This window comes from Falsiroseomonas tokyonensis (genome assembly GCF_019024325.1).
Taxonomy (GTDB): domain Bacteria; phylum Pseudomonadota; class Alphaproteobacteria; order Acetobacterales; family Acetobacteraceae; genus Falsiroseomonas; species Falsiroseomonas tokyonensis.
The window spans coordinates 1-18,321 of record NZ_JAFNJS010000016.1 but is presented as its reverse complement, the minus strand read 5'-3'; the positions used below and the strand labels follow the sequence as shown (position 1 = coordinate 18,321).

The following is an 18,321-nucleotide window of genomic DNA, read 5'->3' as shown; positions in this document are numbered from 1 at the left end:
GGCTCGCTTTTTTGGGTAAGCCCACATGCGGCAATAAGAGGCGTCGGTATTAAGCCCGGTCACCTGGTCGGAGACGACCCCATCGACCGTTCCATCTGGCTGCACTGTGCCATCATCTGCTGCATTCCAGCAGGTGCGCTTGCCCCCGGTTGGGCCTGCTGCCGCATCTGGGCACAGTGGGCCATCATCGCCTGGTGATCCATCCCCGACATGTTGTGGCCCTGCATCCCCGACATGTTGTGGCCCTGCATGCCAGACATGTTGTGACCTTGCATGGAGGCGGCAGGGGCGCTCGGAGATGCCGCACCCGACGTGCTCTGCTGAGGCGCGCACGCTGCCACGCCGAGGCCGAGCAGGAGTGTCAGAGCCAGTGGTCGCGCCAGGTTTCGTTCCAACATATTCGTCTCCTCGTTCGGGATCGGCTTACCTGCGGTGAATCCCTGACCGGGTCCGCAGGCATCCCCTGGTAACGTCGGCGACGGTAGTACGGTAGTGCCTGACATACTTTGTCGGATTGTGACTGTCGAAGAACCGTCTGGATCCTCCGGATCAAGCGCATGCGACCATTGCCTCATGCCCCGGCGCCGCGCGCTGCGGCGCGGAATCCCCTCAGCCGCAGCGCGTTGCTGAGCACGAAGACGCTGGACAGGCCCATGGCCACTGCGGCCAGAATCGGTGAAAGCAGGACACCTGACGCAGCGCACCGGCGTGATCAGACCGGCTCGCCACCGCGGAAGCGCATGAAGCTCATCCGGCCGCGCTCACCATCGAAGGCGATGATGTCGTAGGTTTCAGGAGCCACGCCTGGCATCTCCATTCCCGGCGACCCGGCGGGCATCGCCGGCGCCGCCAAGCCCCGGATGCTGGCAGGGCGCGTCGCCAGCAGGCGCTTTACCGCCGCAGCAGGAACATGTCCTTCCAGCACATACCCATCCACCAGTGCAGCGTGACAGGATAGCAGGTCCGATGGAGTGCGCAGCCTTCGGCGAATTGCGGCGACGGATTGCACAATGTTGTCCTCCAACGGGAAGCCGGCGGCTCGCATGTGCTCCACCCAGCCTCCGCAGCAACCGCAGCCGGCATCCCGCCAGACCTGGACGCGCGGCAGCGCCTGCGCCCGGGCGACTGTCGGCGCCACGAGAAGGCCAAGCGCCGCAAGGGCCAAGCCGCGTTTCGTTGAGAGCATGCCATATCCTCCTTCGTTGCCGTGGTTTCGGCAGCGCGACCGCAGCCAGCAATCCGCCGCAGGTGTCAAAGCTGCTGGCGCAGGCGGTGACCGACGGGCAGACAGACAATACTTGGCGTCCAATCAAAGAAGCGCAATTTGGTTGAAATGACTTCCGCCACCGGCTGGTGCTGGTAAGTCAGCTTATCGGCGCCGGAGTTCTTGCGGCCAAGTACTGGCGATATAGGCAACGACGGCGGCGATCTCGGTGTCGGTAAGCACGCCTTCAAAGGCGGGCATGTCACTTTCGTAGCCGGGCACAAGGCCAGCAACCCCTTTGCGGGTCAACTCAATCAACTGGGCCGTTGAGTGGTGCCAAGTGTGGCCGGTTGCGTCATGCGGCGGGGCGGGCAATCTGCCGTCCGGCCGGCGCGTTCGCCAGTCCGGCTGGCCTTCAAGGTTCGCTCCGTGGCACGAGGCGCAGTACTCCGCATATACACGCTGCCCGAGTAGAAGATCCGCAGTAGCTCCATCTGCACCTTGATTACCTGGCCCCCAAACGCGCCATCCACCGGCGGCCGCCGTCGCCACGAAAACAGCGGCTGCCGCGGTGAGTAGGCAGGTCTGAGCTCGCGTCAAATGCGTGGTCCAAATACGTATTTGGCGAGTGCGAGGATCCCCAGGACAATAAGGGCGAGGAACAACAGCCCAACCAGACCCATTCCCCAAAACATCCCGCCACCCATCGTTGCTCCCTGCATCATGTCTGCCGTCCCTTCTCCTCAGCGCTGGGTATCGTTAATCGAGCCGCGTCGCGCGGAGCCTCAGCGCGTTGCCCACTACGCTCACCGAGGAAAGGGCCATCGCTGCCGCCGCGATAATGGGCGAAAGCAGAATCCCGAACATGGGATACAGCACCCCCGCGGCGATCGGCACGCCAGCCGCGTTGTAGGCGAAGGCGAAGAACAGATTTTGCCGAATGTTGCCCATCACGGCCTCTGACAGCCGCCGCGCCCGGACGATCCCCATGAGGTCTCCGCCAAGCAGCGTCACACCGGCACTTTCAATCGCCACCGCCGTACCGGTGCCCATAGCGATGCCCACTTCGGCCGCCGCCAGCGCTGGGGCGTCATTTACGCCATCGCCGGCCATGGCCACGCGGCGCCCCTCAGCCTTCAGCTTTTCGATGATGCGCTGCTTGTCCTCGGGCAGGACCTCCGCCTCGACCTCGGTGATGCCAAGGCGTCGCGCCACGGCCTCGGCCGTTGTGCGATTATCGCCAGTCAGCATCACCACCCGGACGCCATCCTTCGCGAGCCCCGCGAGCGCTGCTGGTGTCGTCGCCTTGACCGGATCTGCCACGGCGACAATTCCGAAGGCGCTGCGATCCACCGCCACGAAGAAGACTGTTGCGCCATCCCCACGCTGGCGCTCGGCTTCCGCCGACAAGGCGCCGAGATCCACGTTGGCCTCCGCCATGAGGCGAGCGTTGCCGACCGCGACCTGGCGTCCCTCAACCTGGCCCGTCACTCCGCGGCCAATAGGGGCATCGAAGCCCTCGACCGGCGGCACGATCATGCCCCGTTTCTCCGCCGCTCGCACAACGGCTTCGGCGAGGGGATGCTGGCTCGGCCGCTCCAACCCCGCTGCTAGGCGCAACACCTCCTCCTCGGCCACGCCCGCCGCCGGGATCACCGCCACCACGTCCGGTCGCCCCTGGGTAAGCGTGCCGGTCTTGTCCACGACCAGCGTGTCGATGCGCTCCATGCGCTCCAGCGCCTCGGCGTTCTTGATCAGCACGCCGGCCTGCGCGCCACGGCCTACGCCCACCATGATGGACATCGGTGTTGCCAGCCCCAGCGCGCACGGGCAGGCGATGATCAGCACCGTCACCGCAGCAACCAGCGCGAAGGCAAGGCGCGGCTCTGGTCCCCACACCGACCACGCCACGAAGGCGACCAGCGCGATGATTACCACCGCTGGCACGAACCACCCGGCAACCTGATCAGCCAGGCGCTGAATCGGGGCGCGCGAGCGCTGTGCGCCCGCGACCATGCGCACGATCTGCGCCAGCACCGTGTCCTGGCCGACGCGATCGGCGCGCATGATGAAGCTGCCCTGGCCGTTAAGCGTGCCGCCAACGACCTGATCACCGGCAGTCTTAGTGACCGGCACTGCCTCACCCGTCACAAGGCTCTCATCGATGTTGGAGGCGCCCTCGAGCACCTCGCCATCCAGCGGCACCTTGTCGCCCGGGCGGACACGCAGCCGGTCGCCAACCACGATCGCGGCCAACGGCACTTCCTCATCCGACCCGTCCTCGCGGAGCCGCAGCGCCTGGGCGGGCGCCAGGTCGAGCAGGGCGCGAATGGCACCTCCGGTCTGTTCGCGTGCGCGCAGCTCCAGCACTTGGCCGAGCAGCACCAGCACCACGATCACCGCCGCCGCCTCAAAGTACACAGCGACGGAGCCATCGGCCGCATGGAACGCCGCGGGAAAGATACCGGGGGCGACGGTCGCCACGACGCTGAACACCCAGGCGACACCGGTGCCGAGGGCAATAAGCGTGAACATGTTGAGGCTTCGGTTCACCAGGCTCTGCCACCCACGGACGAAGAATGGCCAGCCAGCCCAGAGCACCACGGGCGTTGCCAGCGCCAGCTGAATCCAGTTGCCGACGCGCGGCCCGCCGACGAGGTGCATCATCCCCGTCAGGTGACCGCCCATTTCCAGGAGGAAGACCGGGATGGTCAGCACAAGGCCGATCCAGAAGCGCCGTGTGAAGTCCACAAGCTCCGGGTTGGGTCCCGTCTCGGCCGAGGGGGTTTCTGGTTCGAGTGCCATGCCACAGATCGGACAGCTGCCCGGGCCCGGCTGCCGGATCTGAGGGTGCATCGGACAGGTGTAGATGGTTCCCGACGCAACGGCCTCGGCACGCAGCGGCGCGCGTGCCTGCAAATACTTGCCTGGCTCGGCGATGAACTTGGTGCGGCAACCGGCTGAGCAGAAATGGTAGGCATGTCCCGCATGATCGGCGTGGTGAGCAGTCTTTGCCGGGTCGACCATCATGCCGCAGACTGGATCCTTCACGGTGCCTGTTGCCACCGCAGTCCCTTCAAGCTCGGGGCCATGTTCGCCGTGGGCTGTGCGGGGGGCGTGATTTTCCATGTCCGTTCAACTCCTCAGCGCGTAAAAGGCCGCGCGGGCGGCAGCGCTACCAGCATTGCCAGGGGCGGCAGAAGCAGCCACTGGAGGAAAGGAGCGAGCCCGGTTCCCCACGGCGGAAGTCGCGGCATGGCGGCCGTGTAGGTCCAGGACTGGCGCAGATCGACATTCAGCCACTCGCTGAACACCGTGTAGCCAAGGCCGATGAGGGTTGCGACCACCAGGACGCTGCCCCGTCCCTGGCGCGGCCAGCGCCAGGATTGCGTCAGCAGTATCGCTACCGTAAGCGCGGCAGCCGCAATCATCGCGTCCCCGCCAGTGCAATGCAGGACGGCGAAGGCGATCTCGTCCGGCGTTCCCTCTGCCCACAACGTGTACAGGGGGAGCTGCGCTGCTTCCCAGACTAGGTTTAAAGCCAGCATAGTCGCGAGGTAACGTGCCGCGGGAGCAGCCAAGCCAGCCCATCCTCGCTGCACATCGTGGATCATTTGGCGCCAGTTCCGCGGCCTGAACCAGGGTCTATCCGTCTTTGCCGTGGCCATGCCCGTGGTGCATGAACAGGTGCATGAGCGGGCAGGCCAGGAGAATGAGATACGGAAGCGTGCCGAACGCGTGACCCCAATGCTCCCGCAGGACGTAAAAAGCTGCAACCAGCGCGAAGCCGATTACGGCGATTCCGGTACGAGTGCGCCACCAAGATGACGTGCTCTGCACGTGGACGCCATTCATTCGCTTCATGTCACCGCATTCCCATCTGCATGCCACGGAGGTGTTCGGCCATAAGCTCGTCGGCGGTGCGGCGCTGCTTCTCGGACAGCGCCGCGTAGAACGGTGTCGCCGCCGCGCTGACCTGCAGTCACGCAGCGATACGCTCGACCTGCCATCCGGCATCGCGTAACGCCTGCTCCAGGTGCACTGTCTCCAGGCTCGACATCACGGCCGCTTCGCGCGGCTCCAGCGCGATGTCGACCTGCGCTAGAGGGTCCGCCCGTCGCAGCGCGGCCGTGACGCCCTTCGCGCAGCCGCCGCAGTTCATGTTCGCGATTCGAAAGCGATGCATCACGCCCTCCTAATGAATTCTGGTTCCAGATGAGAGGTGGTGATTGCCCTTATGGGAGGGTCAAGGGCTCATCGCTACCAAATCCACACTTTCAGCGTACATCACACTGGTGCGCCGCCGCGGAAGCGCATGGAGGTGGTATAACGGCCACGCGCATGGCAGGTCAGACGTCATAGCTATCCAGCACCTGGCCAGGGACTTCCATGCCAAGTGAGCCCATCGGCGTGCCAGGCACGGCCAGCCTGCGGATGCCGACTGGGCGCTGTGCGAGTAGTCGGTTCACTGCCGCTGCCGGGACATGGCCTTCCAACTTCGAAAGCGGTCAGGAATCAGGCACCGACAATCCGGGGCGGCATCGAGACAAGCACGGCCGCAGCAAAGAGGACGGCCAACGCGATGAGGGCTTCAAAGGTGATGGAGCGCGCAAGCCGTGGCCCCGCCCCCCGCTTCCTCGTCTCTAAAGCAGGCGTCAGGCGCCAGAGATGCCAAGCCGCAAGCGCCAGCATCCCGGATGTCAACGTCGCCTTGGCAAGCAACACGACGCCGTAGCGCGTTCCCACTAGATTGGCGACGCTTCCGGTCAGCAGCCAAGCGAGTACGACGCCTGCGGCGAGCATCAACGGAACAGCCCAGGCCGCAGCGCGCGACCAATCGCGAAGCAGAGCGGTGTCGCGCTCTCCGCCGCGACGCGCGGCCCAGGTGAGCGGTGGCAAGCTGCCGATCCAGAAGGCGCCGACGAGCAGATGCACGAGCAGCAGCGCCGAGGGCAGAGGCCAGCTACCCGCCACCGGCGTGTGCCCGAGCAGGGTGAAGCTGGCACAGGCTAGGACGCCGCCGACGATTGCGACGCCGCGTGCCGCGGCCATACCAAGCGCAAGCCCGATCAGCCCTACCCCGTAAGCCATACCAACCCGCGATCCGAGGGTTATCTCCCAGAGCTCGCCATCGAGGATGGTGGAGCCGCCTGCAAGATCGGAAACGTTGAGGGTGAGCAGGGCAACGGCGGCGGCCGACCCGAGCGCGAAGGCCAGCACGCGCCAGCGACGCAGCCGCGCCGAATCGCCAGCGGCCAGGTCTCGTACGAAGAACGCAAAGAAAAATGCGAGACCGGCGCCGCCGAGTGCGGCGACATACCAAGTGGCGCGAAGCAGTTCGGTGATCGGCATGGGACCTGTTCCGGCAGCCGTTGATTAGCGCCGGCTGGGATCAATCAGAAAATTCACAGCGCCTCCGCCGACATGGCCATCGGCGGAGAGGCCACGGAACTCAATCCGGAAGGCTCCCGGCGGCAGAGGCGACGTCAAGGTAGCCTGTGCTTCAGTAACGGCTGCAGTGCGCGAGCCCTGGCGTTGCAAGGCGCGCTCGCGTCCCGAAAAGTCGAGCAGGCGGAGCGAGGTAACCTGCATCGGTGCTGTGAAGCGCAACGAAATGCGCTCCGGCGAACTCACCAGTACAGATCCCTCGGCAGGCTCCGAAGCGATAATGTCAGAGTGCGCATACGCCTTGGGCGCGTTCGCCAGAGTGGCCAGGACAACGACGCTGCACAGCGCGGTGGAAAACAGTTTCATCTTCAATCTCCAACAAGAAGGAGCGCCCCGGCCAGGTGGCCGGGGCGCTCTCGGTCAATGATGGCCTTGGTGCAGCCCGCCTCGTGCGGCCCCTGTGGTGCCGCCGGACCGGTCGGCTGCCGCACCAGCACCGGTTCCGTGTGCAGCGTGGCCGGCGTGCGGATTGCCGCCGCCCTGCGTCGGACTTGCAGGAGTTGCTGTCGTGTGCGCCCCGTGACCGCCTGAACCGTGCTGCATGCCTTCCATGCCGTGGATCATGGAAGGCGGGACTTCAATCAGATCGGCGTTCCCAGGGTAGGCCGCGGTGATCCGTTGCAAGAGAGCAATTTCCTGCGTCTGGTCCGTCTGGACGTAGATGTTCATCCATCCGAGAAAGCCGTTTCGTGCGCCGGGATTTGCCAGGTAGTCCTGCGCCATTTCCACCGCGCCTTGGTGATGGATGATCATCGCCTTGGCGAAGCGCACATCGGTCTCCGAAACTGGCCCGATCGCATGGGTCATCCTAGACGGAATCGGAGCCTTGAGGAACCGCTCGGCCTGCGCCATGCCGTCAGTCGCGATCGGCTGCAGCGTCAGCCCGAACAGCCGGACGGGTGGCGCGTCGAGATTGCGAGCGATCTCGTCCAGCACCCCGATCTCGAAGGTCTGGTTCGCGACGATCGCACGCGAAAGCGCTTGGAGGAGCGGCGACGATCGGCCCGGATCGCGCAGGTATTCGGCACTCATGCTTAAGGCACCCGCGTGATGAGGGCGCATGCCCGTCACGTACTCCCGGTCGATCCGCTGGGCGGCTTCCGATCGGAGGGCGAACCACGTGCTGGTCGGCGCACCGCCACCGGGCTCGTATTCTTCACCGATTGCAGCCCTTGCCGGATCGCTGACCAAAGCGGCGCCGGCGGCCACTACCGCTGTGCATGCCAAGAGGCGTAGTTTTGCGCGGAAAATACCGAGTATCATTTTCTAAGTTCCTGTCTTCCGGCACGAGGCTGGATCCCGTTTCGCCAGTCGCCCTGCCGCCTTGTAAATGGGTTTATCGATGCTGCTGAAGGGCAGCTGTCCAGTGCGCGTGGCGCAAGTGCTGCCGATCAGGCGCGACGAGGAGGTGGCACGTCCGGACAAGCGGTGATTCCAACCGACCCAGCGTCACGGCCGGCGGGCGAGATCGCCGCGAAGGCGGGATGCAATGGGCTAGTCGTGATGCATGCTCCGTCAGAGCCAGACCAACACCCCTCAGCGATGAGGCAGGCGAGATCATCCGTTGGAACGTGCTCAAGATCTGGGCTCCCCCGCACCAGCATCCCGAATGCAGGCTCATGTCCGGTACTCGACATGCCGCAATGGATTTGGCCTGCGTCCCCATCGACACCCGGTGTGTGAGCGCCGTGGAGGTGGGGCTCCGCCAAAAGCGGCAGGCTAAAGGCGACAAGGAGAATGGCCGCGATGAACGTCCGAAAGGTCCGCCGAAGGCGGCCAGGCCTGTGATGCTCAACATCTGCCATCGTGCGCCCAACTGCCTCCTGTTCGCGGCGAGCGCTTGCAGCGATTTAGACGTGGTTCCGCCCAAGCGACGTTCAAGATCCACGCCGTTCTGAAGCGACGACGGTCAACGATGGTAAGTCCGGTCAGCAGAGCAGCAAGCTTCGTCACACTTGGGTTCACGACACAGCCTCCTTGGTAGCCTGGGTCGCGGATCGTGGCAGGAGGGCCTCGGCCAGCAATCCGCCGTCCGGCCGGTTCGCCAGACGCAGAGCGCCTCCATGCTGCTCGAAGGCTTGGCGCGCGATGGTCAGTCCGAGCCCGCTGCCGCCGGTGCCGCGGTTGCGGGAGGCCTCAAGTCGCCGGAATGGCTCAAAGACCACTTCGAGGTCGGTCTCGGGAATGCCAGGGCCATTGTCCTGCACGCGCAGAACCAGGGCATCCTCGCGATCTACGAGTTCCACCCGCGCGCTGCCCCCGTACTTCACCGCGTTGTCGATGAGGTTTGAGAAGGCGCGCTTCAGCGTCACTGGGCTGCAGACCAGCCGCGCCTGCGGAGGTCCGGCATAGGCCACGTCCGCGCCCGCATCGGCGGCCGCATCGCACAGCGTCTCGATCATCGCCACCAGGTCGGCCGGCTTGCGCGGCTCGCTCTCTGTCTCGCCGCGCAGATAGGCGAGCGTCGAATCAATCATCGCCTCCATCTCGTCGAGGTCGGCATCGATGGCGAGCGCCGCCTCGGCCTCGTCCAGGAAGCCGGCGCCCAGCCGCACCCGCGCTATGGGTGTGCGAAGATCGTGGCTGACCGCGGCCAGGGCCTGGGTACGGTCGGCGATGAGGCGGTCAATGCGCCCCTGCATCCGGTTGAAGGCCTGCGCCGCCTGACGGACCTCGCGCGGCCCTTCGTCCGGGATTGGCGCTTGCGGCCCGGCCCCGCCGATCCGATCCGCCGCCTCAGACAGTGCGCGCAGCGGCCGGCCAATCAGCCGGACCACGAACAGCGCGAGGATGAGGATGCCAACCCCCATGGCCGTGGTGGACAGGAGTGTCGCATGTTCAGGAGAGCCCGAGCGCAGCAGTGTCGCTGAGAAGTTGAGCCAGCTTCCATCCGCCAGCGGCAGGGCACCCAGCAGCAGGTGGCGCGCCGGGTCGGCTTGCACCGCGCCCTGCCCAGCATAGCCTAGGCGAAGTCCGGCCAGGTCGGAGACCGGCACCAGCTCGCCCAACCTGGCCCGCAGCGCCTCTATGCGCGGGCTTGCCTCCTCCACCAGGTTCACGGCCGGTTCTGCCGTCCAATGCAGGTCCAGGCTGGCGGATGACAGGGCATGGGCCGTGCCATCGCGTTCCGCCAGCGGCAGCGCGGCCACGGCCCGCTTGGCAGAAACAAGCCGCTCAGCCAGCACCGATTCCCATGTCGTGCCGAGCAGCGCCTCCGTTCCCGCCTGGTGCAGCCAGAGGCTGCCGACGTGGAAGGTTAGCAGGCCAACCAGTAGGACGAGGACGACACGCCCGCCGAGCGTCCTGGGAACCAGCCAGCCGAGCCGCGTCACGCGCCGCGCTTCACGGCAGGCACCAGCATATAGCCGGCGCCCCGGATGGTCTTGATCACTGCCGGACTCTCGTCTGTCGGCTCCAGTTTCCGGCGCAATCGGCTCACCATCACATCTACCGACCGGTCAGTGCCGTTGAAGGCATGCCGGTTCCGCGCAAGATCCAGCAGCTGGTCCCGGCTCAGTACACGCTGCGGGTGCTCGCAGAAGGCGAGCAGAAGGTCGTATTCGCCGCCTGAGAGGTCCACCGCTACGCCTTCCGGCGAAGCCAGCTCACGTCGGCGCGCATCAAGCGACCAGCCACCAAAATTCAGCGTGTCGCCCATGGCGCCCGCCACCGGCTCGCCGGCCGCGCCACTGGACCGGCGTAGCAGCGCGCGCACCCGCGCCAGCAGTTCCGCGCGGCCGAACGGCTTTGGAATGTAGTCATCCGCACCCAATTCGAGTCCTAGCACGCGGTCCGCCTCCTCCCCGCGCGCCGTCACCATGATGATCGGCACGCCGGACTTGGCCCGCAGGGCGCGGCACAGGTCGAGGCCGGATTGCCCGGGCAGCATGACGTCGAGGAGGACGAGATCCACCGGCGCACTGCCCAGCACATCCCACATCTCCCGTCCGTCGCGCGCGCCGGTGACACGGAAGCCGTTTTGGCGCAGAAACTTGGTGATCAGATTCCGCATTTCCCCGTCGTCTTCGACAACAAGGAGATGCGCCTCGGGCGACAACTGATCGCTCCGCATCGCTGCCTACTTTCCTAAACGCGGCCTCGGAAGCATCAGAAAAGCGACCGGATGCCAATGACGGCGTAGCTATTGGCAACACGCTCGCCGTTGGCGCGCGCCAGGTTTGCCGTCTCGCCCAGCTGCCGCTCCCACCCCACCTGGACATAGGGCGCAATCTGAGGCGTGAATTCATAGCGCAGCTGTAGCGACAGCTCCATATCGGTCACTCCTCGTCTGACCTCCAGCTCGCGGTCGTTGCCGGCACTCGCGTTGAGCTCGATGGCGGGCTTGAGGTAGAGCCCTGGCCCGGTGTCGTTGAAGACGCTGCGGGCGATGAGCAATTCGGTCGCCAGCTCCAGACGCCCGCTCAGCACGCCTTCCTCGCTGACATAGGCGGTGGCCTCAACCTCAAAGAAGTAGGGCGCAATGCCCCTGAAACCGACAGCACCGTAGTTCCTGTTGGTTCGGAAGAAGTCGCGGCGCCACCCGACGTTGACGTCCCAGAATTCCGAGATGGGGCGGTTGTAGAATAGCTGGATCTCAGCCTTCTCCGTTTGGCCACGAATTTGCTCGCCTTCAGTACGGAAAAGAAGCCGATGATCGTATGTGCCGATCAGGGCATCGAGATCCCATGAGAGGCGGTCGCCCTGCGAAGACCCGCCGTAGTCAAAATTATTGAGGCGGACCACTGAGTTGATGGCGTTATGGTTGTGTGCAAGCGCGGGTGTCACCGCCGCAAAGGAAAGCCCCGCGGCGGCAGCAAGCAGGAGAGTCCGCATCAGCCCGCACTCGCCACACGGGCAGGCTCGACGATGAAGCGAGTCATCATGCCTGCCTCCATGTGGTACAGGAGATGGCAATGCAGCGGCCAGTCGCCGACCTCATCGGCAGTTAGGAGGACGGAGGCTTCAGCGCCTGGGCGGACAAGCACGACATGCTTGTAGGGTAGCCGGTCGCCCGCGCCGTTCTCCATCTCCATGAACATCCCGTGCAGGTGCATCGGATGCGCCATCATCGTCTCATTCATGAATCGGATGCGAACCCGATCGCCCTCGCGGACCCGAATTCCCTCCTCCATGCCGAAGCGGCGGTCGTTCAGCGACCAGGAATAGCGCCCCATCTGGCCGGTAAGACGCAGGATGATGTCCCGCGAGGGCTGCGGCGCGTTCGGCCGAGCTCGCGTGCTACGGAGATCCGCATAACGCAGGGCACGCTTTCCTGCCGGCGTGCCGGCCTGTTCCCAGCCTAGCGGATTATTCGGATCGGCCATGGCCGCAGCGCCAGGCATCGCATGTCCCGCATGGGGATTAGCCGCAGCCGGCGCCGGGGCGGCTGTGCCGGTGCCGCTTCCACCCATCGGCATGCCGCCATGATTCATGCCAGCCATCGCCGAGCCGCCTGCCGCGGCGCCACCCATTGCCATGGCGCTATGGTCCATGCCGGCCATCGCCCCGCTGCCCATCGCCATGCCACCATGAGCCATGCCCATATCCGCCATGGTCAACACAGTCCGTGGCCGACGTGGCGGGATCGGCGCCTCCATCCCTTGGCGCGGCGCCAGCGTGGCGCGCGCATAGCCGCTGCGGTCGAGGGGCTCTGACATGATGGTGAAGGCGCGCGCTTCCGTCGGGTTGACCACCACGTCGTAGGTTTCGCCGACGCCAATGCGGAACTCGTCGACCGGTACCGGGATCACCGGCAGCCCGTCTGCGGAAATCACCGTCATCCGCAGGTCAGGGATTGCCACGTCGTAGATGGACATGGCGGAGCCGTTGATAAAACGCAGTCGTACCCGCTCGCCCGGCGTGAACAGGAAGGTCTTGTTGTCCTGCGGACCTCGTCCGTTGACCAGAAACTGGTAGCCGGTGACATCCGCCAAATCCGTCGGGTCCATCCGCATTTCCCCCCAGGACATGCGCTCGGCCATCGTGGCGCTCCAGCCGTCGCGGCGGACGTCGCGCATGAAGTCTACGAGCGTACGCTGGCCACGGTTGTAGTAGCCTTCGCGATTCCGAAGGTTGCGGAAGATGGCGTCAGGTGCCTCCGAGCTGTGGTCCGAGAGCATCACGACGTAGTCCCGCGTGACCCGCACCGGCTCTGGCCGTGCCGGCTCAATGACGATTGCGCCGTACATGCCCGCCTGCTCCTGCGCCGCGGAGTGGCTGTGGTACCAGTAGGTGCCGGCCTGGCGCAGCTGGAAGCGGTAGGTGTAGGTCTGACCGGGCTGGATCGCCTCATAGCCGTTGAAGCCGGGCGCGCCGTCCATGACGCCGGCGAGCAAAAGGCCGTGCCAATGGATGGAGGTCGGCTCGCTCAGGCGGTTGGTGACGCGGATCACCACCTCCTCGCCCTCGCGCCAATGCAGCAGCGGGCCAGGTACCGTCCCGCCGATGGTCAGCGCATTGGTCTGCGCGCCATCAACGGTGATTCGCGTAGCCTCCACCGCCAGATCCTGCACCCGATGCGCATTGGCGAAGCTCTGGCGGCCTGGGAAGGCGGTGACCACGCCCGCCATCCCGGCGGCGGCGGCCAGCTTCAGGGAGTCACGACGGGAAAGCGGGCTGGTCATGTGCGTTCTCCGTCGTTCAGCGCGGCGTCACGACGAGTTCGGCCGCCATGCCGCTCTCGTAGTGGCCGGGGATGTTGCAGGCGATCTCAATGGTGCCGGCGCGCGTGAAGCGCCAGGAGATCTCGCCGGTCTTGCCCGGCTCGACGAGCACCGTGTTGGGCGGCGCCAGGTCCATGCGCGTGCCGTCCGGCATCGTCATCGTCAGGCTGACGACGCGCTCCGGCGTGATCATGCCGTGCTCGAACATACGTGCCATCTCGGGCCGGTGCGCGGCCGCGACGGCAGCCGGCGCAAAGCTAAACTCATGTACGAACTGGCCGCGGTTCACCGCCACGAAGCGGATCGTCTCGCCCGCGCGAACCTGGATGCGCGGCACGCTGTAGGCATTCTCCGTCATCTCGATCCGCACCACGCGGCCGGTGCCGCGCGCGGCCGGCTGGCCGAGTAGCTGGGCGTTGTTGCCGTGGCCTTCCGGTGAGGCGAGCGCAGGGGCTGGAGCGAGAATCGCCGGCGTCGCGGTGGCGGCCGCCAGCAACGTCAGGGCAGCCAGATGGGACAGCTTGATCACAGGTCTCTCCTGGAATGGTCGGACAGGGGCAGGCGGAACAACCCCTCGACATGGAGGATGCCTTGCCAACATGTATGGGACACGTCCCGATCATGACAAAGCATTGCTGACCGGGACGTCTGGAGGATGGTCAGCGGACCGAATTGGACAGCCGCTGGAGGTTCCAGAGTGCCGCATTATGGCCCCCACCCATGTCGGGCATCGTGTGAGGCGCGGCGGCGGTCGCGGCCTCGTTGCACTCGCTGCTGGCGTTCTCCCCGGTTCCGACAATGCGTGGATTGACGCAGCTGACGACAGGCCTCGGTGTGGCGGAGGTGTCGTATTCGATTTCGACGTTTTGCCCGCTGCCGGTCACGCGCCGAACCGGCAGTGAGGTCACCGGCGAAGCGCGGTCGGAGTAGATCATGACGGGCAGCCGTCCGAGATACATCGGCTCCAGGGAGACCACTGGCCGGCCATCGGCGCGCGCGAGGCCGGGCAGTGCGGCGATGCCGACCGCGATGGCCACGGCAAATGCGGTGCGGAATAAGGGGGACATGAAAGATCTCCTGGAAATGCCCGCACCCCTTTGGTGCGGTACACCGGGAGGATGGCAACCGCATATGACGAGCGTCTTGCGCGACCAAAACAAAACATGTGGACCGGGTCGCTATCCGACAGAACGTTCATGATGCGACATGCGAGCCGCTCGGAAGGACATCGCCTTTTTATCTGAAGAACCTAGGGCGTCTCCCCGCGATGGCGGGGCCGCGCCCTACTCGCGTCCGCCGGCCGCTCCCGAAGCCCGGCTGCGCCGGTCTTCGCCCTCCGGGTGACGGTCGCTGACGCAGGACGCTGGCCGCGGACGCGGCCCACCGCGGAGAACCATGGGGCGCCGCCCCAAGGTTCCCCTCGGCATGCGCCCTACGGCGAGGCAGGGCCGCTCTCTCGCAGGGCGCTGCGCACCCCGCTCCCTCGCAACCCGGCCTCGCCCTGCCGCATGCCACCCCTCCTTCCCCGGTCTCGCCGACGGGCAAGGAAGCAGCGCGGCTGCTTCCCGCTGCGCAGGAAGAGAAGGGACACAGACACCATGTCGTTCATCCGCAACCGCCAGGCTCTCCGTTCCAACGGCGTCACCGCCCTGTCCGACGAAGAAATCCGCCGCCTCGCCCCGTCCGCCTTTGCGGCGGAGGCGCATGAGAGCCGCAGCCATCGCTACGCCTACATCCCGACCGCCGATGTCATCGCGGGCATGCGGGAGAACGGGTTCCTGCCGATGTCGGCAGCCCAGGCACGCACCCGCGATGCCGGCCGCGTCGGGCACACGAAGCACATGCTGCGTTTCCGGCATGCCGGCGCCGCGCTGGCCGCCGAGCGCCGTGTCGGCGACACCTTCCCGGAGATCGTGCTGCTGAACGCCCATGACGGCACGAGCGCCTACCGCGTGATGTCCGGCGTGTTCCGCCTCATCTGCCTCAACGGCATGGTGGTGGCAGACCGGCAGGGGGCGGAGGTGCGGGTGCCGCACAAGGGCGACGTGGTGCGCCAGGTGATCGAAGGATCCTATGCCGTGCTCGACGATGCGCGGCGCGCGCTGGATGCGGCGGAGGCCTGGCAAGGCGTGACACTGTCCCGGGACGAGCAGCGGGTCCTCGGGGAGGCCGCGCGGACGCTGCGGTTCGGCGACGCGGACGGCCATACCGATACGCCGATCACGCCGGAGCAGATGCTGGCGCCGCGGCGTGCAGCGGATGCCGGTAACGACCTGTGGCGCGTGTTCAACCGGGTGCAGGAGAATGTCATTCGGGGCGGGCTAACCGCCTGGACGCGCGACGCGCAAAACCGGCCACGCCGGGTCACGTCGCGGGAGGTTGCCGGCATCGACGGGGACGTGAGGCTGAACCGTGCCCTCTGGCAACTGACGGAGCGCATGGCCGAGCTCAAGGGCGGCTGAACTCTGCCGGGGGCGGGGCACCCGCCCCGTCCTCATACCGGCACCGCAAAAGCAGCGATCGTCCATAAATCGCGGCCCGCCCAAGGGGCGGGCCGCGGCGGGAGGAAAAGCCCAGAGGCTTCAGCCCCGGGTGGCAAGCATCCGAAGCTTCTCAACCGCCACGTCCACGCTCTCCTTGTAGTCGAGCGTTCCGGCAAAGCGCCCCTCTGCATCGAGCAGGAATACGCTGGCCGAGTGGTCCATCGTGTAGCCACCGCCTTCGAGCGGGACCTTCCGGTAGTAGACCCGGAAGGCCCGCGCCATGTCGCTGATCTGCGCCTCGCTGCCGCTTAGCCCGACGATGCGCGGATCGAAGGCGGACAGGTAATCGGCCATCGTCTGCGGCGTGTCGCGCTCGGCATCCACGCTGACAAACACCCATTGCACCCGCTCCGCCGAGGCATCGAGCGCTGCAATGAAATTCGTCATGTCGCCGAGGGTGGTGGGACAGACGTCGGGGCAGTGGGTGAACCCGAAGAAGATCGCCATCGGCCGGCCACGAAAATCCTGCTCGGTGACCGCGCGCCCGCGCTGGTCCGTCAAGCTGAATGGCCCGCCGATTGCCAGGCTCGCCGGTCCCGTCGCCACGCGCCCTGTCCCAAGAGGACCGTCGGTCACCAGCCAGCCGCCGGTGGTCGCCAGCAGCAGCAGCCCCAGGACAGCAACGCCCCCCCAGGCTGCCCAGCGAATTGCGCGGAGCATCCTCAGTGCCCTTGATGTTCGGTGGCCGGCGCCCGGGCGCCGGCGCTGGCCACTTCCAGCTCCACGATCACGGTGCCTGCGCGTTCAAAGCGCAGCGTCAGGGGCACGCTGCCACCCGGCACGAAGGCTCCGGTTGGCCCGACCAGCATGAGGTGCATTCCTCCAGGCCGCAGCCAGACCGTGCCGCCGGGCGGAAGCGGAATGCCGCCCGGCATCGGCCGCATGCGCATGACGCCGTCGGTCATGTTCATCTCATGGGCTTCGACGGTCCGCGCCATTGGCGTCTCGGCTGAGATAAGGCGATCAGGCAGGGATCCGCGGTTCGCGATCGACATGTACCCGGCGGCGGTCGGTGCGCTCGCCCCGACCGCGCGGGACCAGGGGTGGTCTATGACGAGGTCACCGACACGAAAGTCGTGCGCGGAGGCGGGTGAGGCAGGCAGCAGGGAAACGGAAGCGCAGGCCAACAGGCCGGCACTCAGGAATCGGCGACGCATGGGATGATCCTTCCGAAAGCAAACAGGGCAGGCGCCGGCTTCGGCACCTGCATAACGGCTGTTCAGGCGAGCGTCGGAGGGTAGGGTGGTGCGCGTGCAGGCGGAGGACCGCGCGTTGGCGGACTCCAGGCCGATTCCTCGTGCCAGGATATGGCAACAGGCACTGTTGCAAGGCGTGGCGCTGGCAGCAGCACCAAAAGGGGCGGCGCGAAGCCGGTCGGGTCAGGAAGGCGGCAGAGTGCGCAATGGTCGCCACGGGCAGCCTGAGACCCATCCGTTGTTTCGCCAGGGGCGGGCAGGCCAGAACCAAGGCAAATCTGTCCACGCAATGCGATGTCGAAGGCCACCTTCTGCGTGGCCGCCATGGCTCCCAACGGCATCAGCAGGCGGGCGACAAGCCCCAGCAGCACCATTGCCGAGACCGCGCCGCGCAGCTCCTGCCAGAGGCGTCTCATGCGCCGCGCGGAGCCCAGAGAATGATCGAGGCGCCGAGGAGGCAGACCGTGCCGCCGATCAGGTCCCAGCGATCGGGCGGCACGCCTTCCACGAACCGTAGCCAGACCAGGCTGGCGGCGATGTAGACACCGCCATAGACCGCATAGGCCCGGCCTGCGGCGGCGACTTCAACCAGGGTGAGCAACCAAGCAAAGATGCCGAGGGAAACCATGCCCGCGGCCGCGAACCAGAACGGCTTGCCGAGGCGCAACCAGCCCCAGAAGGCGTAGCAGCCGACGATCTCCGCGACCGCTGCGGCGGCAAAGATCGCTACCTGCCTCACCGGATGGGTCCCGCCTCCGCGACTTCGGTCCAGCTCGTGCAGGCCGTGCGGGTCATCCAAGGCCACGGGTCGATCGGGCGGCCGCCGCGCCGCAGCTCGACATGAAGGTTGGGGCCCGTCGTGCGGCCCGTGCGGCCGACCACGCCGATGGCCTCGCCCATGGCAAGCCGCGTGCCGCGGGCCAGCCCCGGCGCGAAGCGCGCGAGATGCGCGTAGCGCGCCCGCGTTCCGTCCTCATGTTGTACTTCCACCATCAAGCCATAGTCGAAGTAGCGTCCTGCAAAGACTACGGTACTGGGAAGCGTGGCATAGACCGGGGTACCAACCGGCGCCCGCAAGTCCACCCCAGAATGCATCCCGCCATGGCGTCGCCCAAAGCCGGAGGAGAACTCGCCCGCGACCGGCAAGGCGACTGGACAAAGGGCGGCCAGGGCTTCCACAGGCATATTGAGGGCCAATAGAGCTAGGAAAGCCGAGGGGCGCATTATCATGAGCCCGCTGTGCCGCACGACAGCCCGATGCGCAACCC

21 protein-coding genes are annotated in these 18,321 nt (G+C 66.3%); 1 reads left to right on the top strand and 20 read right to left on the bottom strand.

The features are described 5' to 3' along the window. Positions 1-712: 712 nt before the first annotated feature. From J3S20_RS28170 to J3S20_RS28095, 16 genes are all read right to left on the bottom strand, one after another. A complete protein-coding gene (locus J3S20_RS28170) occupies positions 713-1,186 on the bottom strand; it encodes a DUF411 domain-containing protein (RefSeq protein WP_216840259.1) in 474 nt (157 codons plus the stop codon). Positions 1,187-1,369: 183 nt separating this feature from the next. Next, positions 1,370-1,756 carry a c-type cytochrome gene (locus tag J3S20_RS28165; protein ID WP_343215322.1) on the bottom strand — a complete coding sequence of 129 codons (387 nt, stop codon included), beginning with the start codon at positions 1,754-1,756 and terminating at the stop codon, positions 1,370-1,372. Positions 1,757-1,963: 207 nt separating this feature from the next. Beyond that, complete coding sequence (locus J3S20_RS28160) at positions 1,964-4,333, bottom strand: heavy metal translocating P-type ATPase (protein WP_216840257.1); 2,370 nt, start codon at positions 4,331-4,333, stop codon at positions 1,964-1,966. A gap of 14 nt (positions 4,334-4,347) precedes the next feature. Further along, positions 4,348-4,818 carry a hypothetical protein gene (locus tag J3S20_RS28155; protein WP_216840256.1) on the bottom strand — a complete coding sequence of 157 codons (471 nt, stop codon included), beginning with the start codon at positions 4,816-4,818 and terminating at the stop codon, positions 4,348-4,350. Between the two features lie 31 nt (positions 4,819-4,849). Next, complete coding sequence (locus tag J3S20_RS28150; RefSeq protein WP_246603362.1) at positions 4,850-5,059, bottom strand: DUF2933 domain-containing protein; 210 nt, start codon at positions 5,057-5,059, stop codon at positions 4,850-4,852. A 127-nt stretch (positions 5,060-5,186) separates the two neighbouring features. After that, a complete protein-coding gene (locus J3S20_RS28145) occupies positions 5,187-5,390 on the bottom strand; it encodes a heavy-metal-associated domain-containing protein (protein WP_216840254.1) in 204 nt (67 codons plus the stop codon). 163 nt (positions 5,391-5,553) lie between these two features. After that, positions 5,554-5,700, bottom strand: coding sequence for a DUF411 domain-containing protein (locus J3S20_RS28140; RefSeq protein WP_216840253.1), 147 nt, complete (start codon positions 5,698-5,700; stop codon positions 5,554-5,556). A 19-nt stretch (positions 5,701-5,719) separates the two neighbouring features. Beyond that, positions 5,720-6,556 carry a copper resistance D family protein gene (locus tag J3S20_RS28135; protein ID WP_216840252.1) on the bottom strand — a complete coding sequence of 279 codons (837 nt, stop codon included), beginning with the start codon at positions 6,554-6,556 and terminating at the stop codon, positions 5,720-5,722. Positions 6,557-6,580: 24 nt separating this feature from the next. Continuing rightward, positions 6,581-6,958: a copper resistance CopC family protein gene (locus tag J3S20_RS28130; protein WP_216840251.1), complete on the bottom strand. Its 378-nt coding sequence runs from the start codon at positions 6,956-6,958 to the stop codon at positions 6,581-6,583. 54 nt (positions 6,959-7,012) lie between these two features. Further along, positions 7,013-7,915: a DUF305 domain-containing protein gene (locus J3S20_RS28125; protein WP_216840250.1), complete on the bottom strand. Its 903-nt coding sequence runs from the start codon at positions 7,913-7,915 to the stop codon at positions 7,013-7,015. Between the two features lie 698 nt (positions 7,916-8,613). Beyond that, the gene (locus J3S20_RS28120; protein WP_216840249.1) at positions 8,614-9,984 is read right to left on the bottom strand and encodes an ATP-binding protein; all 1,371 of its coding nucleotides are present in this window, start codon (positions 9,982-9,984) and stop codon (positions 8,614-8,616) included. After that, positions 9,981-10,724: a response regulator transcription factor gene (locus J3S20_RS28115; RefSeq protein ID WP_216840248.1), complete on the bottom strand. Its 744-nt coding sequence runs from the start codon at positions 10,722-10,724 to the stop codon at positions 9,981-9,983. Before J3S20_RS28115 ends, J3S20_RS28120 begins: the two co-directional genes overlap by 4 nt. A 35-nt stretch (positions 10,725-10,759) precedes the next feature. Beyond that, positions 10,760-11,485 carry a copper resistance protein B gene (locus J3S20_RS28110; RefSeq protein WP_216840247.1) on the bottom strand — a complete coding sequence of 242 codons (726 nt, stop codon included), beginning with the start codon at positions 11,483-11,485 and terminating at the stop codon, positions 10,760-10,762. Continuing rightward, positions 11,485-13,275, bottom strand: coding sequence for a copper resistance system multicopper oxidase (locus J3S20_RS28105; protein ID WP_216840246.1), 1,791 nt, complete (start codon positions 13,273-13,275; stop codon positions 11,485-11,487). Before J3S20_RS28105 ends, J3S20_RS28110 begins: the two co-directional genes overlap by 1 nt. A gap of 16 nt (positions 13,276-13,291) precedes the next feature. After that, complete coding sequence (locus tag J3S20_RS28100) at positions 13,292-13,843, bottom strand: cupredoxin domain-containing protein (protein ID WP_343215320.1); 552 nt, start codon at positions 13,841-13,843, stop codon at positions 13,292-13,294. Positions 13,844-13,973: 130 nt separating this feature from the next. Further along, the gene (locus J3S20_RS28095) at positions 13,974-14,381 is read right to left on the bottom strand and encodes a hypothetical protein (RefSeq protein ID WP_216840245.1); all 408 of its coding nucleotides are present in this window, start codon (positions 14,379-14,381) and stop codon (positions 13,974-13,976) included. A gap of 531 nt (positions 14,382-14,912) precedes the next feature. Here J3S20_RS28095 and J3S20_RS28090 point away from each other — a divergent pair. Continuing rightward, a complete protein-coding gene (locus J3S20_RS28090; RefSeq protein WP_216840244.1) occupies positions 14,913-15,776 on the top strand; it encodes a DUF932 domain-containing protein in 864 nt (287 codons plus the stop codon). 120 nt (positions 15,777-15,896) lie between these two features. On the opposite strand, the gene J3S20_RS28085 is transcribed toward J3S20_RS28090, so the two are convergent. The 4 genes from J3S20_RS28085 to J3S20_RS28070 all read right to left on the bottom strand — a co-directional run. Further along, positions 15,897-16,517, bottom strand: a complete 621-nt coding sequence (locus tag J3S20_RS28085; RefSeq protein WP_216840243.1) for an SCO family protein — start codon at positions 16,515-16,517, stop codon at positions 15,897-15,899. A 2-nt stretch (positions 16,518-16,519) separates the two neighbouring features. Then, complete coding sequence (locus J3S20_RS28080; RefSeq protein WP_216840242.1) at positions 16,520-17,014, bottom strand: copper chaperone PCu(A)C; 495 nt, start codon at positions 17,012-17,014, stop codon at positions 16,520-16,522. A gap of 451 nt (positions 17,015-17,465) precedes the next feature. Continuing rightward, entirely contained in the window at positions 17,466-17,792 is a 327-nt protein-coding gene (locus J3S20_RS28075) for a YnfA family protein (RefSeq protein ID WP_216840241.1), read from the bottom strand. Beyond that, on the bottom strand, positions 17,789-18,321 hold a 533-nt coding region (locus tag J3S20_RS28070; RefSeq protein WP_343215319.1), incomplete at its 5' end, for a M23 family metallopeptidase. The genes J3S20_RS28075 and J3S20_RS28070, both read right to left, overlap by 4 nt.

Bases quoted from the DNA above. Each gene is read 5' to 3' on its own strand.
- J3S20_RS28170 (WP_216840259.1), bottom strand. From the start codon at position 1,186: ATGCTCTCAACGAAACGCGGCTTGGCCCTTGCGGCGCTTGGCCTTCTC.
- J3S20_RS28160 (WP_216840257.1), bottom strand. From the start codon at position 4,333: ATGGAAAATCACGCCCCCCGCACAGCCCACGGCGAACATGGCCCCGAG.
- J3S20_RS28155 (WP_216840256.1), bottom strand. From the start codon at position 4,818: ATGATCCACGATGTGCAGCGAGGATGGGCTGGCTTGGCTGCTCCCGCG.
- J3S20_RS28150 (WP_246603362.1), bottom strand. From the start codon at position 5,059: ATGAATGGCGTCCACGTGCAGAGCACGTCATCTTGGTGGCGCACTCGT.
- J3S20_RS28145 (WP_216840254.1), bottom strand. From the start codon at position 5,390: ATGCATCGCTTTCGAATCGCGAACATGAACTGCGGCGGCTGCGCGAAG.
- J3S20_RS28135 (WP_216840252.1), bottom strand. From the start codon at position 6,556: ATGCCGATCACCGAACTGCTTCGCGCCACTTGGTATGTCGCCGCACTC.
- J3S20_RS28130 (WP_216840251.1), bottom strand. From the start codon at position 6,958: ATGAAACTGTTTTCCACCGCGCTGTGCAGCGTCGTTGTCCTGGCCACT.
- J3S20_RS28125 (WP_216840250.1), bottom strand. From the start codon at position 7,915: ATGATACTCGGTATTTTCCGCGCAAAACTACGCCTCTTGGCATGCACA.
- J3S20_RS28115 (WP_216840248.1), bottom strand. From the start codon at position 10,724: ATGCGGAGCGATCAGTTGTCGCCCGAGGCGCATCTCCTTGTTGTCGAA.
- J3S20_RS28110 (WP_216840247.1), bottom strand. From the start codon at position 11,485: ATGCGGACTCTCCTGCTTGCTGCCGCCGCGGGGCTTTCCTTTGCGGCG.
- J3S20_RS28105 (WP_216840246.1), bottom strand. From the start codon at position 13,275: ATGACCAGCCCGCTTTCCCGTCGTGACTCCCTGAAGCTGGCCGCCGCC.
- J3S20_RS28095 (WP_216840245.1), bottom strand. From the start codon at position 14,381: ATGTCCCCCTTATTCCGCACCGCATTTGCCGTGGCCATCGCGGTCGGC.
- J3S20_RS28090 (WP_216840244.1), top strand. From the start codon at position 14,913: ATGTCGTTCATCCGCAACCGCCAGGCTCTCCGTTCCAACGGCGTCACC.
- J3S20_RS28085 (WP_216840243.1), bottom strand. From the start codon at position 16,517: ATGCTCCGCGCAATTCGCTGGGCAGCCTGGGGGGGCGTTGCTGTCCTG.
- J3S20_RS28080 (WP_216840242.1), bottom strand. From the start codon at position 17,014: ATGCGTCGCCGATTCCTGAGTGCCGGCCTGTTGGCCTGCGCTTCCGTT.